This window comes from Devosia sp. (assembly GCF_028290645.1).
In the GTDB taxonomy this organism is placed as follows: domain Bacteria; phylum Pseudomonadota; class Alphaproteobacteria; order Rhizobiales; family Devosiaceae; genus Devosia_A.
On record NZ_JAQGJL010000150.1, the window covers coordinates 1 to 16,619 of the forward strand.

Sequence of the window (16,619 nt, forward strand, 5' to 3'; positions counted from 1 at the left end):
CGTAATACCCGGCCGACAGCACATAGGTGCCGATCATTATGCGCCGCTTCACCTCGCGGCCGAACCCGTCGGCCCGGGTCAGCTCATACAGGTCGGTGATGTCCTTGCCGGTGTCCCGCAGCCCGTACTTCACCCCATCATAGCGGGCGAGGTTCGACGAGGCCTCGGCCGGCGCCACGATATAATAGGCCGGCAGCGCGTACTTCGTATGCGGCAGCGAGATGTCCCGCACCGTCGCGCCCTCGGCCTTCAGCCACGCGATCCCCTGCTGCCACAGCGCCTCGATCTCGGCAGGCATCCCGTCCATGCGGTATTCCTTGGGAATCCCGATCACGAGGCCCTTCACACCGCGTTCCACGGCCGCCGCGAAGTCCGGCACCGCGAGCTCGACGCTGGTCGAGTCCTTGGGGTCGAATCCTGACATCGACCTCAGCATGATCGCCGCATCCTCGACCGTCCGGGCAATCGGCCCAGCCTGGTCGAGCGACGATGCAAACGCCACTACGCCCCAGCGCGAGCAGCGGCCATAAGTCGGCTTGATGCCGACCGTGCCCGTCAGTGCCGCCGGCTGGCGGATCGAGCCGCCGGTATCGGTCGCCGTCGCCGCGGCGCAGAGCCACGCCGAAACCGCCGCCGCCGAGCCGCCGGACGAGCCGCCCGGCACCAGCTGCGCGTTGGAGTTGGACGCCCGCCACGGGTTGATCACCGGGCCGTAATACGAGGTCTCGTTCGACGAGCCCATGGCAAACTCGTCCATGTTGAGCTTGCCCAGCATCACCGCGCCGTCACGCCAGAGATTGCTGGTGACGCTCGATTCGTATTCGGGCTTGAAGCTGTCGAGGATGTGGCTTGCCGCCTGGGTATGGACGCCCTTGGTAGCGAACAGGTCCTTGATGCCGAGCGGGATGCCCTCGAGCGGGCCGCCCTGCCCCACCGCGAGCTTGGCGTCGCTGGCCTTGGCCTGCGCCTGAGCCTGCTCGCCGGTCACCGCCACATAGGCATTGAGCTTGGGATTGGCCCCGGCGATCGCCTCCAGATAGGCGCCGGTCAGTTCGCTCGAGGTGAAATCCCTGGCTTTCAGCCCGTCACGGGCGGCGGCGAGGGTCAGGCGGGTAAGGTCGGTCAAAGGCTTGGCTCGCGGGGAATGGACGCGGGAATTGTCGACCGCCGTTCCTATAGCCCGTTCGCGATTATCGCAACATCAGGCGTCAGCCGGCTGCCCGATCCGTTTCTCGAAGAACGCGGACCATTCGCTGTCAGGATAGTCGAGGAATGCACCGCGGGAGGTGAACCCGCTGCGGCTATAGAGCCGATGGGCTCCATCGAATCCCGGCCCGACACCGGTCTCGAGCAGCAGATGCGAAATACCCTTCGAGCGCGCCAGTTGAATGATCGCCTCCAGCAGCGCCGAACCCACCCGCTGTCCGCGAACGGAGGGCTTCGTGTACATGCGCTTCACCTCGCCCTGGTCAGCCGAGATCACCTTCAGCGCGCCGCAACCGACAGCCTCGCCGGCCTCGTTGCGCGCCACGAACACTGTCGTGTCGGCGCCGGCCATCTGCTCCACGGTCATCTTGAACTGGAACTCGATAGGCGAGAGCGGCAGCAGGTGATCGTTCAGCTCGGCGACGAGCACCCGGACATCATTCTGCAGCGGTGTTTCGATGGCAATCGTCACAGCCATCGGCCGTCACTCCACGACCTTGGGCACCATGAAGAAGTTGTCCTCGGTGAGCGGCGCATTGGCGACGATTTTTTCCGGATAGCCGCCATCGGTCACCTTGTCCTCGCGCCGGCGCAGCTGCATCGGCATCACCGAAGTCATCGGCTCGATCCCCGACACGTCCACCTCGCCCAGCTGCTCGACGAAACCCAGGATGGTGTTGAGCTCGTTCTGGTAAGTCTCGACCTCGCCTTCCTCGATGCGGATGCGGGCGAGGCGCCCAATACGCTTCACGGTGGCGGCATCTACCGACATGGGGTCACTCCGAAGGTCACGATTTGTCGCGTTCTAGCAACGGATCGCGCCGGTGAAAAACGAAAAGCGTTGATGGGCGCCATCAAACTTCCAAAGCCAGGCCGGCTTCGAGTGCCACCAACGCCGTCCCGGCCAGCCGCTCGCGCAGCGCCGCAAACGCCCTCTCGACCACGGCATCCGACCCCGCCACGGCAATCAGCCGCGGCCCAAACGCCTCCAGCGCCGCCGCCGCCAACCGGTCACCGTCCTCACCGAACACTGCCACCACGGCATCGCGCGCCCACCGCCCAGCTTTCGGAATCGTTCCCGTCAGCAAAAGCAACGGCGCCTCGCCGACCGCCGCAATCAGCGCCCCGCCCGCCAGCCCGTGCGCCGTAACCTCGCCAAGCACGTCCTCGTCGAGCATGGTCGCCGCCCGCCCCGGCTCCCACAGCACCGGATCGATCTCCGGCAAACTGCCATCCAGCGCAAACACCGCATCCGCCCCAGACACCAGTTCCCCCGGATCCACTCCACTTATCCTCGCGGGATCCGCCACCAGTATCCTGCCGCCAATATGAATGCGGATCGTGGTGCCGCCGAACCAGGTGAGTTTCATCGCTTGCCTCTTCTCGCCGCCACAGGTAGCCAGAACCCGAGCTGATGCAAAGGCGTGCGTTTGACAGACGAAGATCTCAACCCGCTGACCGCCCTCCCGTCCGCCGGCAAGCTCCTCGGCCTCGATCTGGGCACCAAGACCATCGGCGTCGCCATTTCCGATGGCATGCGCTACTCGGCCACACCGCTCGAAACCATCAAGCGGCTGAAGTTCACCCAGGACGCGACCCGCCTGCAGGAGTTGATCGCGGAGAACGACGCGGTCGGCATCGTGCTCGGCCTGCCGCTCAATATGGATGGCTCCGAGGGCCCGCGCGTCCAGTCGACCCGCGCCTTCGCCCGCAACCTTGCGGCGAGGATCGAGATCCCTATCGTCTTCTGGGACGAGCGGCTCTCCACCTCCGCCGTCACCCGCACCCTGATCGAAGCCGATGTCCGCCGCGACAAGCGCGCCCAGGTGGTCGACAAGCTGGCCGCGAGCTACATCCTCCAGGGCGCGCTGGAAAGGCTGCGCCGAGGCGCGCTCTAGCCGTTCGGCCCACGTGGAAAATGCACGGCAAGACTGTACATGCTCGGCACCCCGCGCTAGACCCCCGCGAACATTCGGAACGGAGAGGCATGGCTACTTCCTCGCCAGCATCGGTTACCGGCGGCCAAGGGGCTGCGAGACCGGCTTTCCGCCATCGCCACCTCCTCGGTATCAGCCAGCTCAACCAGTACGAGATCGTCGACCTGCTCGATCGGGCGGAGGCGATGATCCCGATCTCGCGCCAGCCGCGGAAGATCCTGCCAACGCTGACCGGCAAGACGCAGATCAACCTGTTCTTCGAGAACTCGACGCGCACCCAGTCGAGCTTCGAGATCGCCGGCAAGCGGCTAGGCGCCCAGGTCACCAACATGTCGGTGAAGACCTCCTCGGTCGCCAAGGGCGAGACGCTGGTCGATACCGCCGCCACCCTCAACGCCATGCGGCCCGACGTCATCATCGTCCGCCACGGCTCCTCAGGCGCGGTGGAACTCCTCAGCCAGAAGGTCGGCTGCTCGGTGATCAATGCCGGCGACGGCGCGCATGAGCATCCGACACAGGCGCTGCTCGATGCGCTGACCATCCGCCAGCACAAGGGCCGCCTCGCCGGCCTCACCGTCGCGATCTGTGGCGACATCGCCAATTCCCGCGTCGCCCGCTCGAACCTGTTGCTGCTTGGCGCCATGCAGGTCCGTACCCGGGTGGTGGCGCCCCGCACCCTCCTGCCCAAGGGCATCGAAGCGCTGACGAGCGAAGTTTTCACCGACATGCGACAGGGCCTCGAGGGCGCCGATGTGGTGATGATGCTGCGCCTCCAGCACGAGCGCGCCAACGGTCGGATGATCCCGTCGGTCCGCGAATACTACCATTTCTACGGCCTAGACGCCGAAAAGCTGGCCTACGCCAAGCCGGATGCGATCGTCATGCATCCCGGCCCGATGAATCGCGGTGTCGAGATCGATCCAGCCATCGCTGACGGCGACCGGTCGGTGATCACCGAGCAGGTCGAGATGGGCGTCGCCGTCCGCATGGCGGTGCTCGATGCGCTGCTCGCCGATCGCGAGGGCGCGGCATGAGCAAGCCAATCGTTATCGCCAATGCCCGCGTGGTGGACCCGGCCACCAATCGCGACGCCCCCGGCGCCGTCCTGGTCGAGAACGGCAGGATCGCCGGCGTCGCCAACGGCGCACCGCAGGGCGTTCCCGAGGGTGCCGAATACTATGACGCGAAGGGCCTGATCGTCGCTCCGGGCCTCATCGATATGCGGGTGTTCACCGGCGAGCCGGGCCACGAGTACCGCGAAACCCTCGCCAGCGCAGCCGAGGCCGCTGCGGCCGGGGGCGTCACCAGCTTCGTCCTCATGCCCGACACCTCTCCGGTGATCGACGATGGCGCACTTGTCGATTTCATCCTCCGCCGCGCCAGCGCCAAGGCCTCGGTCAACATCCTCCCCGCCGCCGCCATCACCCGCGGCCTCAAGGGCGAGGAGATCACCGAGTTCGGCCTCCTCAAGGAAGCCGGCGCTGTCGCCCTCACCGATGGCCGCGAATCGATCCAGTCGGCCGGACTGCTCCGCGCCGCCTTCACCTATGCCCGCAATTTCGAGCTGTCGATCATCCACCACCTCGCCGACCACACGCTGGTCGGCGACGGCGTGATGAACGAGGGCACGCTGGCGACGATCTCCGGCCTTAAGGGCATTCCCGGCGAAGCTGAGACGGTCCCACTCGCCCGCGACCTGCAACTCGCCGCCCTCACTGGCGTCCGCTATCACGCGGCGCAGATTTCTACGGGCGCCGCCGTCGAACTGCTCGTTGGCGCCAAGCGCCGCTCCTCCGAAGTGTCGGCCGGCATCTCGATCAACAATCTTTCCCTCAACGACAACGACGTCGCGCCCTACCGCACGTTCTTCAAGCTCTCCCCGCCACTCCGCTCCGAGGACGACCGGCAGGCGGTGATCGAGGGACTGCGGTCCGGTGCCATCGACACCATCCACTCCGGCCACGACCCTCAGGACACCGAGGTCAAGCGCCAGCCCTTCGCCGAAGCCTCCGACGGCGCGGTCGGCCTCGAAACCCTGCTTGCCGCCGCGCTGCGTCTCGTCCATTCCGGCGATGTGCCGCTGCTCACGCTGCTGCGCGCCATGACCAGCCGGCCGGCTGAGATCCTCGGCCTCGAGTCCGGCCGCCTCGCCGTGGGCGCCCCGGCCGACATCATCATCATTGACCCCGATTTCCCCTGGGTGGTGAAGGAGGCAGCGCTCCGTTCACGCTCCCGCAACACCGCTTTCGAGGGCGCACGGATGCAGGGCGCCGTGATGCACAGCTTCGTTGCAGGCCGCCCGGTCTTCAGCCATGCTGCGACCGAGGAGAGACTCAACACATGAACTTTCTGATCGCGATAGCCTTGGGTTACCTGCTCGGTTCGATCCCGTTCGGCCTGCTACTCACCCGCGCCGCCGGCATCGACATCCGCACGGTGGGCTCGGGCAATATCGGCGCCACCAATGTGCTGCGCACCGGCAATCGCTGGCTCGCCGCCGCCACACTGATCCTCGATGCGGGTAAGGGCGCCGCCGCCGTGCTGCTCGCGCGCTACTACATCGTGCCCACAGTCGAGACGCCGGTCGCGGCCGAGTATATCCTCTACGGCGCCGGTATCGCGGCCTTCTTTGGGCACGTGTTCCCGGTCTGGCTCGGCTTCAAGGGCGGCAAGGGCGTCGCCACCTATATCGGCGTGCTGCTGGCCTGGAACTGGGTGGTCGGCCTGATCTTCTGCGCCGTCTGGCTGCTCATTGCCCTGACCCGGCGCTATTCTTCCCTCGCGGCGCTTACCGCGGCCGCCACTGCGCCTGTCTTTGCCTATGCGCTTGCCGGCTCCGATACGCAGGGTTTTACCTTCGCCGCAGCCTGCGCGCTCCTCAGCTTCGTCCTCTACCTGAAGCACTGGCCGAACATTCGCCGGCTCTGGAACGGCACGGAGCCCAAGATCGGCTCGGAACAGCCCAGGGCCGACTGATCCATGGCGCGCGACGGCATCGAACTGACGCCTTCGCAGCGCATAGCGTGGCTTCGCCTCATCCGCACCGACAATGTCGGCCCGCAGACCTTCCGCCAGCTGATCAATCGCGAAGGCTCGGCCGAAGCCGCCCTCGAGGCGCTCCCGGCCCTCCTGAAGCGCGTCGGCACCCCATCGCGCATTCCCTCGATCGCAGCGGCCGAAGACGAGATCGCCGCCACGGGAAAACTCGGCGCCCGCTTCGTCGGCTCGGGCGAGCCCGACTATCCGCCGCTCCTCCGCTACATCTCCGGCGCTCCGCCGCTGGTCACCGTTGCCGGCGGCCATAATCTGGACTGGTGGCGCAGCGTCGCCATCGTCGGCGCCCGCAACGCCTCGACCGCCGGCCAGAAGTTCGCGCAAATGCTCGCCGCCGATCTCGGCGAGGCGCGCTACACCGTCGTCTCCGGCCTCGCCCGCGGTATCGACGCCGCCGCCCACCGGGCCTCGCTGCGCTCCGGCACTGTCGCGGTCCTCGCCGGCGGGCTCGACCATATCTATCCCGACGAGAACATCCCGCTCGCCCACCAGATCGTCGAGAACGGCGGCGCATTGATCACCGAGATGCCGCTCGGCTGGGAGCCCCGCGCCCGCGACTTCCCGCGCCGCAATCGCCTCGTTTCCGGGCTAACACTGGGCACCGTCGTCGTCGAGGCCGCCAAGCGCTCCGGCTCCCTCATCACTGCCCGCCTTGCGCTGGAGCAGAACCGCGAGGTCTTCGCCGTCCCTGGCTCGCCGCTCGATCCACGCGCCGAGGGCGGCAATGCGCTGATCCAGCAGGGCGCCAAGCTGATCACCGGCGCCGCCGACATCATCGACACGCTGCGCGAGGCCGATCCGTCGCGCACGAGCCTGCTGGAACCGGATTGGCTGCCGGATGCCGATGTCTTCGACCCGGCGCCGCCCTCCACCGACGAGCGCTCGCGCCTGATCGAGGCGCTTAGCGTCACCCCGGTCGCGGTCGACGACGTTATCAAGTCCACCGGCATCGGCATCAGCCGTGTGCAGACCCTGCTGCTGGAGCTCGACCTCGAAGGCCGGGTCGAATGGTCAAGCGGCCAGTTGGTGGCGCTTCGCCTCTGAGCGATCCGGCAAAAGCGCGACCAGCGCGAAACCAAGCCAGATGATAGCGGTGGCCAGCGTCGCCTGGACCCAACCACCGGTGAAGAAGCCCGGCAGCAGATAGTCGAACAGCGGGTTGGCGAACCACGGCGGCGCCATGGCGTCGACACTCGCCGAGACCATCGAAATCGCGAGGCTCACAAAGAGCAGCAGCATTGCCACCGTCTTGGCCGGCCAGCCCGGCGGCCAGGCGAAGGCCAGCGCAAGGCAGGCCAGCGGCAGCGCTGCCACCAAGTGCCGGGGACCGGTGGAGGAGCCGCCGTCCCAATAGAAGTAGCTTGCGTTGATCAGCAGGAAGCACAGCACTGTGCCGGCTATCACGATCGCGATGCCACGGCTCGGGGCCCATTTCACCATCGCCACTAGCCCGATCGGAACCATCAGCAGCACCGGCGCTAGCGGCAGCAAGCCGCGATAGTGGCCGAACAGCAGTTCACCCAGCACCATCGGCTGCGGGAATGTCAGCCCGAAGAAGCCCTGCCGCATGCCTTCAAAGCCCTGCACCTGCGAATAGCCCAGCCGGAACGGCGATCCGAACGTCAGCAGGTTGTAGACCAGCAGCGGCGCCAACCCGACCACACCGCCGATGACCAACCCGACCAAGTCCCCACCGCGCCGTGTCGACTGAATGAGGAAGAACACGCCGACAACCGCTCCAGCGGGCGCCGCCGTAATGTCCACGACCAGCAGAAAGCCCAGCAGCAGCCCAACCAGTGGCGCCACCCAGGTCGCTGGACGCGCGAGGACCATCAGCGCCATGGCGCCGAGGAGAATCGCTCCAGACAAGGAGTGGGCGAACAAGGTCGTCGACCAGCCGAAGAACGGCGTCCCCAACGCCAGTGCGCAGCTGGCAAATGTCGCCGCGGCCTGGCTGGCCCCAAGCCGCAGCGCCATCAGATTGAGCAACGCCACAGCCAGTGCCGCCGGCAACGACACGGTGGCGATGGCCGCAGTGCGGATATAGCTCGCGAGCGCATTCGGGTCCGCCGGGTCGCTCGCTGCACCTGCCGCCTCCAGCGCAATGCGGGTCGCGATCACGACCGGCACTGCCATAAAGGAGACACCCGGCTGCTTGTCGGAATAATAGTGACCATCGAAGAACGCCTTGTCGATCGTCGAGGGCGCAAGCCGGTCGATATCGAGGCGCCCCTCGCTGAGCGACAGCGCAAGGGCGATGCGGGTCACGTGCTGCGGGTTGAACGGGTCCTGCGGTGCCAGCCGCGCGAACGCGACGAACGCCAGCATGAAGATGATCGCCGCCTTCAATATCCGCATGTCCGCCCCCACCGCATTCCGCTTAGCACGAGTCTCCCCCGGTCAGGCGCCACGTAACTTTCTTCCCCCATAGGGGGAACGCCGGGCTGCCCTCCCGGGCCGGTTGACAGCCCCAACCCGCTTGACCATGTTGCGCCGCGTTCGAACGCCACTCTCGAAGGCTGGTCCCATGAAGCTCGTCATCGTTGAAAGTCCGGCTAAGGCCAAGACAATCAACAACTATCTCGGCAAGGACTACGAAGTCCTGGCGAGCTTCGGCCATGTCCGCGACCTGCCCGCCAAGGACGGCTCGGTGCTGCCCGATGATGACTTCGCGATGATCTGGGAGGTCGATACCCAGTCGAGGAAGCGCCTCACGGACATCGGCAACGCACTCAAGAATGCCGACGAACTGATCCTTGCCACCGACCCGGATCGTGAAGGCGAGGCGATCAGCTGGCACGTGCTCGACGTGCTCCGCCAGAAGAAGCTGATTAAGGATAAGCCAGTCAGCCGCGTCGTCTTCAACGCCATCACCAAGGCGGCGATCACCGAGGCGATGCAGCATCCGCGCCAAATCGACGAGCCGCTGGTCGATGCCTACCTGGCGCGCCGCGCTCTCGATTACCTGGTCGGCTTCACCCTCTCCCCGGTCCTCTGGCGCAAGCTCCCCGGCTCCCGCTCTGCCGGCCGCGTGCAGTCGGTGGCGCTACGCATCGTCTCCGACCGTGAACGCGAGATCGAAAAGTTCAAGGCCGAGGAATACTGGTCGATCGGCGCCCGGCTCAACGAGAAGGGCAAGTCGTTCGAAGCCCGGCTTTACTCCGTCGACGGCAAGCGGACCGACAAGCTCGATGTCGGCACTGCGGCGGACGCCGAAGCGCTGAAGGCGGCCATCGAGGGCGGCACGTTCAGCGTGAGCGCGGTTGACAAGAAGCCGACCAAGCGCAACCCCTATCCCCCCTTCACCACCTCGAGCCTGCAGCAGGACGCCTCTTCGCGCCTCGGCTTCTCGCCCAGCCGCACCATGCAGATCGCGCAGCGGCTCTACGAGGACGGCATCATTACCTATATGCGAACCGACGCCGTGCAGATGGCGCCGGAAGGCATCGACCAGGCGCGCCGCGCCATCGTCAAGAATTTCGGGTCGGACTACGTCCCCGAAAAGGCGCGCATCTACCAGACCAAGGCCAAGAACGCCCAGGAGGCGCACGAGGCCATCCGCCCCACCGACATGTTCCGGCATCCGGATACGCTCCGCGGCGACCCAGACCGGCATCGCCTCTACGAGCTGATCTGGAAGCGCACCCTGGCCAGCCAGATGCGCTCGGCCGAGATTGAGCGGACCACTGCCGATATCTCGGTCTTCGCCACCAGCCGTGACATCGCGTTGCGCGCGGTCGGTTCGGTTGTCACCTTCCCCGGCTTCCTGGCCCTCTATGGCGTTCAGGCCAAGGAAGATCGCGCCGAAGACCAGGAAGATGACGACGAAAGTCGTGAACTTCCGCCACTGGCGGTCGGAGATCGGCCCAAGCTCGAGGAAGCGCTGATCGAGCAGCATTTCACCCAGCCGCCGCCGCGCTACACCGAAGCCAGCCTCATCAAGAAGATGGAAGAGCTCGGCATCGGTCGCCCGTCGACCTATGCCGCCACCATGAGCGTGCTGCAGGACCGCAACTACGTCCGGCTGGAAAAGCGAACCCTGTTCCCCGAGGATCGCGGCCGCATCGTTACGGCCTTCCTCGAAAGCTTCTTCAATCGCTATGTCGAGTACGGCTTCACCGCCGCGCTCGAGGAGCAGCTCGACCTGATCTCGGACGGCAAGCTCGCCTACAAGGATGTGCTGCGCGCGTTCTGGACCGAGTTCCAGCGCCATGTCGAGGATATCAAGGACCTGCGCGTCTCCGAGGTGCTCGATGCCCTCAACGAGATGCTGGCCGACCACATCTTCCCGGCCAAGGCCGATGGCGCCGATCCGCGCCGCTGCCCCAACTGCGGCACCGGCCAGCTGTCGCTGAAGCTGGGCAAATTCGGCGCCTTCATCGGCTGCTCGAACTATCCCGAGTGCCGCTACACCATGCAGCTTTCGGACGCCGCCACTGGTGGCGCCAGCGAGGCTGCAGCCGGCGACGGCATCCTCGGCACCGATCCGGAGAGCGGGCTCGAGGTCGCCTTGAAATCCGGCCGTTTTGGTCCATATGTGCAGCTTGGCGACGGAGCCGAGCCGAAGCGCTCATCCCTCCCGAAGGGCTGGACTCCCGAGACGCTCACGCTTGAAAAAGCGCTGCAGCTCCTGACACTGCCCCGCGAGGTCGGCAATCACCCCGAATCCGGCAAGCCGATCACTGCAGGCCTCGGCCGTTACGGCCCGTTCATCCTACATGACGGCACCTACGCCAATCTCCCCGAAGTCGAGGAAGTGTTCACGGTCGGGCTCAACCGCGCCGTCGACCTCCTCGCCCAAAAGGCGGCCGGTGGCGGACGGTTCGGCAAGGGCCGCGCCGGGACACCGGCGGCGATCAAGACCTTCGAGCACGACGGAGGCGCGATCTCGGTCCGCGCCGGCCGCTACGGCCCCTACGTGAATCAGGGCAAAGTGAACGCCACGCTGCCCAAGGAGTTGAAGCCCGAAGACGCGACCATCGAGCAGGCGCTCGAGCTGATCGCGGCCAAAGGCGGCGCCTCGGCGGGAAAGAAATCCTCGTCGCGCACCGCCGGTGCTAAAAAGGCTCCAGCGAAGAAGGCGACAGCAAAGAAACCAGCGGCCAAGGCAAAGGCTACGACCAAGCCCAAGGCTGCATCAAAACCAAAGGCGGAGACTTCCGCCTAGAGAAAGATCCAATGGCCAGAGCGCCAAAACTACAAATCAACACCAAAGCCCCGCGGCAGTTCGTCGTCGGCACCCTCCCCTCACGCGAAGCCGTCCTCGAAGCGATGGCGCTGCACCCGGACCTTGATGGCAAGCGCGACCTGGCGCGCCATTTCGGCATCCACGGCGACATGCGCACGCCGTTCAAGGTGATGCTGAAGCAGCTGGAGGGCGAGGGCATCCTCACCCGGACCCGCAAGCAGATCCGCCGCACGGCCACCCTGCCCGCCGTCACGGTCCTCGATATCCCCGGCGACGCCGATCCCGATGACCTCCACGCCTTCCCGGCACAGTGGAACGAGGAGGAAGGCGCCCGGCCGCGCGTCGCCGTCCGGCAGCCGCGTGACGCACGAGTGGCTCCGGCACCCGGCGATCGCATCCTCGCGCGCATCGATCCCGGCGAGGGAGAAATCCCCAACTACACTGCCCGGGCGATGAAGATCCTCGACAAGCCGCGGCGCGGCCAGGTCGGCATCGTGCGCATGGACGAGGACGGCGCCCGCCTCATCCCCGTCGATCGGAAGCAAAAGGAAATGCGCATCGAGGGTGGCGATCTCGGCGGCGCGCGGGACGGCGATCTGGTCGAAGTCGAGGTGAAGCTCACCGGCCGGCTGATGATCCCCAAGGCCAAGGTCGTCAACCTCATCGGCAATCCCAAGTCCGAGGGCGCGGTCTCGATGATCGCCATCCACAACCTCGACATCCCCTACCGCTTCCCGGCCTCGGTGCTGAAGGAAGCCGAAGAGGCCAAGGAGACCACCGTCAAGGGCCGGGAGGACTGGCGGCATATCCCTCTCGTCACGATCGACCCAGCCGACGCCAAGGACCATGACGACGCGGTCTATGCCGAGCCGGACACGGACCCCAAGAACGAAGGCGGCCACATCGTCTATGTCGCCATTGCCGACGTCGCGGCCTATGTCCGCCCGGGCACAGCGCTCGACCGCGAGGCTTATATCCGCGGCAACTCGGTCTACTTCCCCGATCGCGTCGTGCCGATGCTGCCCGAGCGCATCTCGAACGATCTCTGCTCGCTTAAGGAAGGCGAGAACCGCCCGTCCATGGCGGTCCGCATGGTGTTCGACCAGCACGGCAAGAAGCGCTCGCACAGCTTCCATCGCGTGCTGTTCCGCTCGGCCGCCAAGCTCAGCTACCAGCAGGCGCAGGCGGCCATCGACGGCAAGCCGGACGACAAGACCGGCCCGATCCTCGATACCATCCTGAGGCCCCTCTGGGCCGCCTACGGGGCCATGGCGAAGGCCCGCGACAGCCGCGGCCCGCTCGATCTCGACCTGCCCGAGCGCAAGATCATCCTCGACAAGGCCGGCATGGTCGTCGACGTGAAGATCCCCGAGCGGCTCGATGCCCACCGGCTGATCGAAGAGATGATGATCGCCGCCAATGTCGCGGCTGCCGAGACGCTGGAAAAGCACAAGAGCGCCCTGCTCTATCGCGTCCACGACACCCCTAGCCAGGAGAAGCTGGTGGCGCTGCGCGACTTCCTGAGCTCGCTGCAACTGCCGGCGCCGAAGTCCGACGCGGTGCGACCCTCCGACTTCAACCGCATCCTCGACAAGGCCCGCACCGACGGCAAGATCCAGCAGGTGTCGGAGATCATCCTCCGCACTCAGGCGCAGGCCGAGTACGCAGCCGAGAACTATGGCCATTTTGGCCTAAACCTCGATCGCTACGCGCACTTTACCTCGCCGATCCGCCGCTATGCCGACCTGATCGTCCATCGCGCCCTGATCACCGCGCTGAACCTCGGCAAGGACGGGCTTACCGAAGGCGAGATCACCAAACTGCCTGGCATTGCCCAGCACATCTCGTCGACCGAGCGCCGCGCCATGCTGGCCGAGCGCGAGACCATCGACCGGCTGCTGGCTGAGTTCCTCGCGGCGCATATCAACGCCAGGTTCGAGGGACGCATTTCCGGTGTCACCCGTTCCGGACTGTTCGTCCGGCTCAAGGACACCGGCGCCGATGGCTTCATCCCGGCCTCCACGCTCGGGGCCGACTACTACCGCTTCGTCGAGGAGATGCAGGCGATGGTGGGCGATCGCACCGGCGAGACGTTCCGCATCGGCGACGACGTCAGCGTCCGCCTGCTCGAGGTGGCGCCGGTCGCGGGTGCGCTCCGTTTCGAGCTTCTCAGCGAGGGCGGCCGCGGCGATCCGTCATCTGGTGGACGGGGCCGCAAAGGATCATCTAACAGCCGAGGCAAGGCGGGCGCCTATCGCAAGTTCGCCAAGAGGAAGAGATAGCGATGGCGGTCGAGATCGGTACTGTTCGGGGGACACGTTCGCTCTGGCAGGCAATCGGCAGGGGCATCATGTGCCGCTGCCCCAATTGCGGCAAAGGCAAGCTGTTCCGCGCTTATCTGAAACTCAACGATACCTGCAGCGAATGCGGCGAGCAGCTGAGCGCCGCCCGCGCGGATGACTTCCCCCCCTATATCGCCATCTTCATCGTCGGCCACGTGCTGGTCGGCTGGATGCTGCATGCCGAAATGAGCGGCCCGGTCGATCCGATGCTCTATGTCTGGACCATGATTCCCGCGGCCATCGTCTTGCCGCTGATCATGCTCCCCTCGATCAAGGGCGCCGTGGTCGGACTGCAGTGGGCCAACTACATGTACGGGTTCGATCCGGCCCGGGAGTCCTCGGCCTTCAACGACGTCTGACGAGCCGATAGCGGCCTTGACAACCGGCGGAAAATCCGTAGGTTCCGGCCAAATTTCCACGGGCCGGCTGGCCGGTTGAATTGAGTGTGGCGCGTATTTGCCCGCTGCAAACCGTTTCAAGGACCTGAACCATGGCCAAAGCCGTATCTCTCAAGATCAAGCTCGTGTCGACCGCCGACACCGGCTTCTACTACGTCACCAAGAAGAACTCGCGTACCCAGACCGAGAAACTCTCGTTCAAGAAGTACGACCCGGTCGTGCGCAAGCACGTCGAGTTCAAGGAAGCCAAGATCAAATAAACTGCCGCTCCGGCGTTGCCTTTCGAAGCCCCGCGCTCATGGCGCGGGGTTTTGCGTTATGGGCATAACGAACGGAGAACGCCCGCCCCGGTATACAGGGCGGGCGTTGAAAAAGCGGCTGGTCCGAAGCGGCATGTCGAAGAGGCCACTCTTGCCCGCTGCGGACCAGCCTCCCTACGGACCCAGGAGTTGCGGCGGACCTGAGGAGAACCGTAGGGGTGACTGCTGACACCGATAGTGTCCGCGTTTTTCTATGCCTTACCCTAACCCGTTCCGCGGCCCAGTCAAATGGTCGCTGCGAAACGTTACTAACTCTTAACGTTAATTATTACGTGTGCGACGAAATCGTGACAGCCCCAACTAGGCGGCGTCGAACACCACGCGATTACGGCCCTCGCGCTTGGCGCGGTACAGCGCAACGTCGGCCCGTTTGAGCAGGACTTCGGGCGTATCGGTGGAGTGCTCATTGAGGGCAAGGCCGACCGATACTGTAACGGCCAGCGGCCGGCCGTTGCCGACTTCAAAACCCCTTTCGGCCACCGCCCCACGCACGCGCTCGGCGACCCCCTGCGCCTGCCTGAAATCGCTGTCCGGCATCAGCACCACGAACTCTTCGCCGCCAAACCTGCAGGCCAGGTCGACGCCCCGGATATTGCGGCGCAGGCGATCGGCGAACTCGCGCAGCACCGCGTCGCCGGTATCGTGGCCGTGGGTGTCGTTGACAGCCTTGAAATAGTCCATGTCGATCAGCATGACCGCCAAGTCCCGGTCCTGCTGCTGGGCCTTCTGCAGCAGGATCGAGAGATGCCGGTCGAAGTAGCGCCGGTTGTAGAGGCCGGTGAGTTCGTCGGTCACGGCGAGCGCCAGCGTGTTGTTGACGCTCTGGCGCAGTTCCACCGCATAGCGCTGGCGCCTGATCTGGGTGCGCACCCGCGCCATCAGCTCATTGCGCTCCACCGGGCGCATGATGAAGTCGTTGACCCCCAGGTCGAGCCCGCGCACTACGCGCGGCCGATCGCCTTCCTCGGCGATGAGGATGATCGGCAAGGTGCGGGTCTGTTCGGCGGTGCGCATCTGCGAGCACACCCGCAGCGGGTCGAAATCGCCGAGATCCATCGCTACGAGGGCCAGCTCGAAATCCCCGCCGCTCACCGCCAGCACGGCATCGCTCGGGTCGGCGAGCACATCCACGCGATTGTGGGCGCTCAGATAACCGCGGATACGCTCGGCATGCCGAACGTCGGGATCGACGAGCAGGATGCGGCCATCCTCGTCGTCGATCGAGTCCATGGCCCGGATCGCATCCTCGATGGCGATCTCTTGGCCGGTACGGGCGCGTGCTCTCAATTCATCGGTCAGCGCCTTGAGGCGAACCAGGCTCTTTACCCGCGCCATCAGTTGCACGTCGTCGACGGGTTTGGTCAGGAAGTCGTCGGCGCCGGCCTCGAGACCGCGCACGCGATCCGATGGTTGGTCGAGCGCTGTCACCATCAGCACGGGAATGTGGCTGGTCTTGCGGTCGGCCTTGAGCCTGGCGCAGACCTCGAAGCCGTCCATCTCAGGCATCATCACGTCGAGCAGGATGACGTCGACGTCATCCTCGGCGCAGATGGCCAGCGCCTCCCTGCCCGACGAGGCGGTGAGCACATCGAAATACTCGGCCGAAAGCCGCGCCTCGAGCAGGCGGACATTCGTTGGAATATCGTCGACGATCAGCACCCGCGCCGTCAAAGACGTGAACCCTCGCGATTTGAGGAAATCTGCCCGTTCGCCAGCCAGGAAAACCCTAGTTGGCCGGTCCAATGTATCGGGCAATCGTTTCTAAAAAGTGAGGTACGGAGATGGGTTTGGAGATGTATCCCTCGCAGCCGCCCTGGAGGATGCGTTCCTCGTCGCCCTTCATGGCAAAGGCGGTCACGGCGATGACGGGAATCGACATCAGTTCGTCGTCCTCTTTCAGCCACTTGGTGACCACGAGTCCCGAGACTTCGGGGAGCTGGATGTCCATCAGGATCAGGTCGGGACGGTGCGCCCTGGCAAGGTCCAGCGCCTCCAGGCAGTTGCGGGTCTGGATGATGGAATATCCGCGCGATTCAAGCAGATCGTTGAAGAGCTTCATGTTGAGCTCATTGTCTTCAACGATCATTACGGTCTTGGGCATGAAGGACTCGGCTCTCACCCGGAAACGGGTTGGCGGGCACTCGTGTTCTGCCCGAACTTGAGGGTAACATCAA

16 protein-coding genes are annotated in these 16,619 nt (G+C 65.4%); 9 read left to right on the forward strand and 7 right to left on the reverse strand.

From position 1 onward, the window contains the following. The 4 genes from JWQ89_RS08535 to JWQ89_RS08550 form a co-directional block, all read right to left on the reverse strand. The coding region (locus JWQ89_RS08535) for an amidase family protein (protein WP_299640100.1) at window positions 1-1,126 on the reverse strand (1,126 nt) is incomplete at its 3' end. Between the two features lie 75 nt (window positions 1,127-1,201). After that, complete coding sequence (locus tag JWQ89_RS08540) at window positions 1,202-1,684, reverse strand: GNAT family N-acetyltransferase (RefSeq protein ID WP_299640102.1); 483 nt, start codon at window positions 1,682-1,684, stop codon at window positions 1,202-1,204. 6 nt (window positions 1,685-1,690) lie between these two features. Continuing rightward, window positions 1,691-1,978: an Asp-tRNA(Asn)/Glu-tRNA(Gln) amidotransferase subunit GatC gene (gene gatC / locus JWQ89_RS08545; RefSeq protein WP_299640104.1), complete on the reverse strand. Its 288-nt coding sequence runs from the start codon at window positions 1,976-1,978 to the stop codon at window positions 1,691-1,693. Window positions 1,979-2,060: 82 nt separating this feature from the next. Then, window positions 2,061-2,576 (reverse strand): hypothetical protein, encoded by a 516-nt coding sequence (locus JWQ89_RS08550; RefSeq protein WP_299640106.1) that lies wholly within the window; start codon window positions 2,574-2,576, stop codon window positions 2,061-2,063. A 54-nt stretch (window positions 2,577-2,630) separates the two neighbouring features. On the opposite strand from JWQ89_RS08550, the gene ruvX reads away from it, so the two are divergent. From ruvX to dprA, 5 genes are all read left to right on the forward strand, one after another. Next, window positions 2,631-3,104: a Holliday junction resolvase RuvX gene (gene ruvX / locus JWQ89_RS08555; RefSeq protein ID WP_299640108.1), complete on the forward strand. Its 474-nt coding sequence runs from the start codon at window positions 2,631-2,633 to the stop codon at window positions 3,102-3,104. Window positions 3,105-3,193: 89 nt separating this feature from the next. Further along, window positions 3,194-4,177 (forward strand): aspartate carbamoyltransferase catalytic subunit, encoded by a 984-nt coding sequence (locus tag JWQ89_RS08560; RefSeq protein ID WP_299640109.1) that lies wholly within the window; start codon window positions 3,194-3,196, stop codon window positions 4,175-4,177. Next, on the forward strand, window positions 4,174-5,487 hold the full coding sequence (gene pyrC / locus JWQ89_RS08565) for a dihydroorotase (RefSeq protein WP_299640112.1): 1,314 nt from the start codon (window positions 4,174-4,176) through the stop codon (window positions 5,485-5,487). Before JWQ89_RS08560 ends, pyrC begins: the two co-directional genes overlap by 4 nt. Beyond that, the gene (gene plsY, locus JWQ89_RS08570) at window positions 5,484-6,119 is read left to right on the forward strand and encodes a glycerol-3-phosphate 1-O-acyltransferase PlsY (RefSeq protein WP_299640114.1); all 636 of its coding nucleotides are present in this window, start codon (window positions 5,484-5,486) and stop codon (window positions 6,117-6,119) included. The genes pyrC and plsY overlap by 4 nt, the downstream gene beginning before the upstream one ends. A gap of 3 nt (window positions 6,120-6,122) precedes the next feature. Continuing rightward, on the forward strand, window positions 6,123-7,241 hold the full coding sequence (gene dprA, locus JWQ89_RS08575) for a DNA-processing protein DprA (protein ID WP_299640116.1): 1,119 nt from the start codon (window positions 6,123-6,125) through the stop codon (window positions 7,239-7,241). Here the strand turns inward: dprA and JWQ89_RS08580 are convergent. Next, window positions 7,209-8,555: a hypothetical protein gene (locus JWQ89_RS08580; protein ID WP_299640118.1), complete on the reverse strand. Its 1,347-nt coding sequence runs from the start codon at window positions 8,553-8,555 to the stop codon at window positions 7,209-7,211. The genes dprA and JWQ89_RS08580 overlap by 33 nt on opposite strands. Before the next feature lie 169 nt (window positions 8,556-8,724). Here JWQ89_RS08580 and topA point away from each other — a divergent pair, with 169 nt between their 5' ends. The 4 genes from topA to rpmG all read left to right on the forward strand — a co-directional run bounded on the left by topA (window position 8,725) and on the right by rpmG (window position 14,385). Then, window positions 8,725-11,364 (forward strand): type I DNA topoisomerase, encoded by a 2,640-nt coding sequence (gene topA / locus JWQ89_RS08585; protein WP_299640119.1) that lies wholly within the window; start codon window positions 8,725-8,727, stop codon window positions 11,362-11,364. Between the two features lie 11 nt (window positions 11,365-11,375). After that, window positions 11,376-13,667 (forward strand): ribonuclease R, encoded by a 2,292-nt coding sequence (rnr, locus tag JWQ89_RS08590; protein WP_299640121.1) that lies wholly within the window; start codon window positions 11,376-11,378, stop codon window positions 13,665-13,667. A gap of 2 nt (window positions 13,668-13,669) precedes the next feature. Then, window positions 13,670-14,086, forward strand: coding sequence for a DUF983 domain-containing protein (locus JWQ89_RS08595; RefSeq protein WP_299640122.1), 417 nt, complete (start codon window positions 13,670-13,672; stop codon window positions 14,084-14,086). A 131-nt stretch (window positions 14,087-14,217) separates the two neighbouring features. Next, the gene (rpmG, locus tag JWQ89_RS08600; RefSeq protein WP_055048921.1) at window positions 14,218-14,385 is read left to right on the forward strand and encodes a 50S ribosomal protein L33; all 168 of its coding nucleotides are present in this window, start codon (window positions 14,218-14,220) and stop codon (window positions 14,383-14,385) included. Window positions 14,386-14,745: 360 nt separating this feature from the next. Here the strand turns inward: rpmG and JWQ89_RS08605 are convergent, their stop codons facing one another. Both JWQ89_RS08605 and JWQ89_RS08610 read right to left on the reverse strand, forming a co-directional pair. Further along, window positions 14,746-16,116 (reverse strand): PleD family two-component system response regulator, encoded by a 1,371-nt coding sequence (locus JWQ89_RS08605; protein ID WP_299640127.1) that lies wholly within the window; start codon window positions 16,114-16,116, stop codon window positions 14,746-14,748. Window positions 16,117-16,171: 55 nt separating this feature from the next. Further along, complete coding sequence (locus tag JWQ89_RS08610) at window positions 16,172-16,546, reverse strand: response regulator (RefSeq protein WP_299640128.1); 375 nt, start codon at window positions 16,544-16,546, stop codon at window positions 16,172-16,174. Window positions 16,547-16,619: the final 73 nt, after the last annotated feature.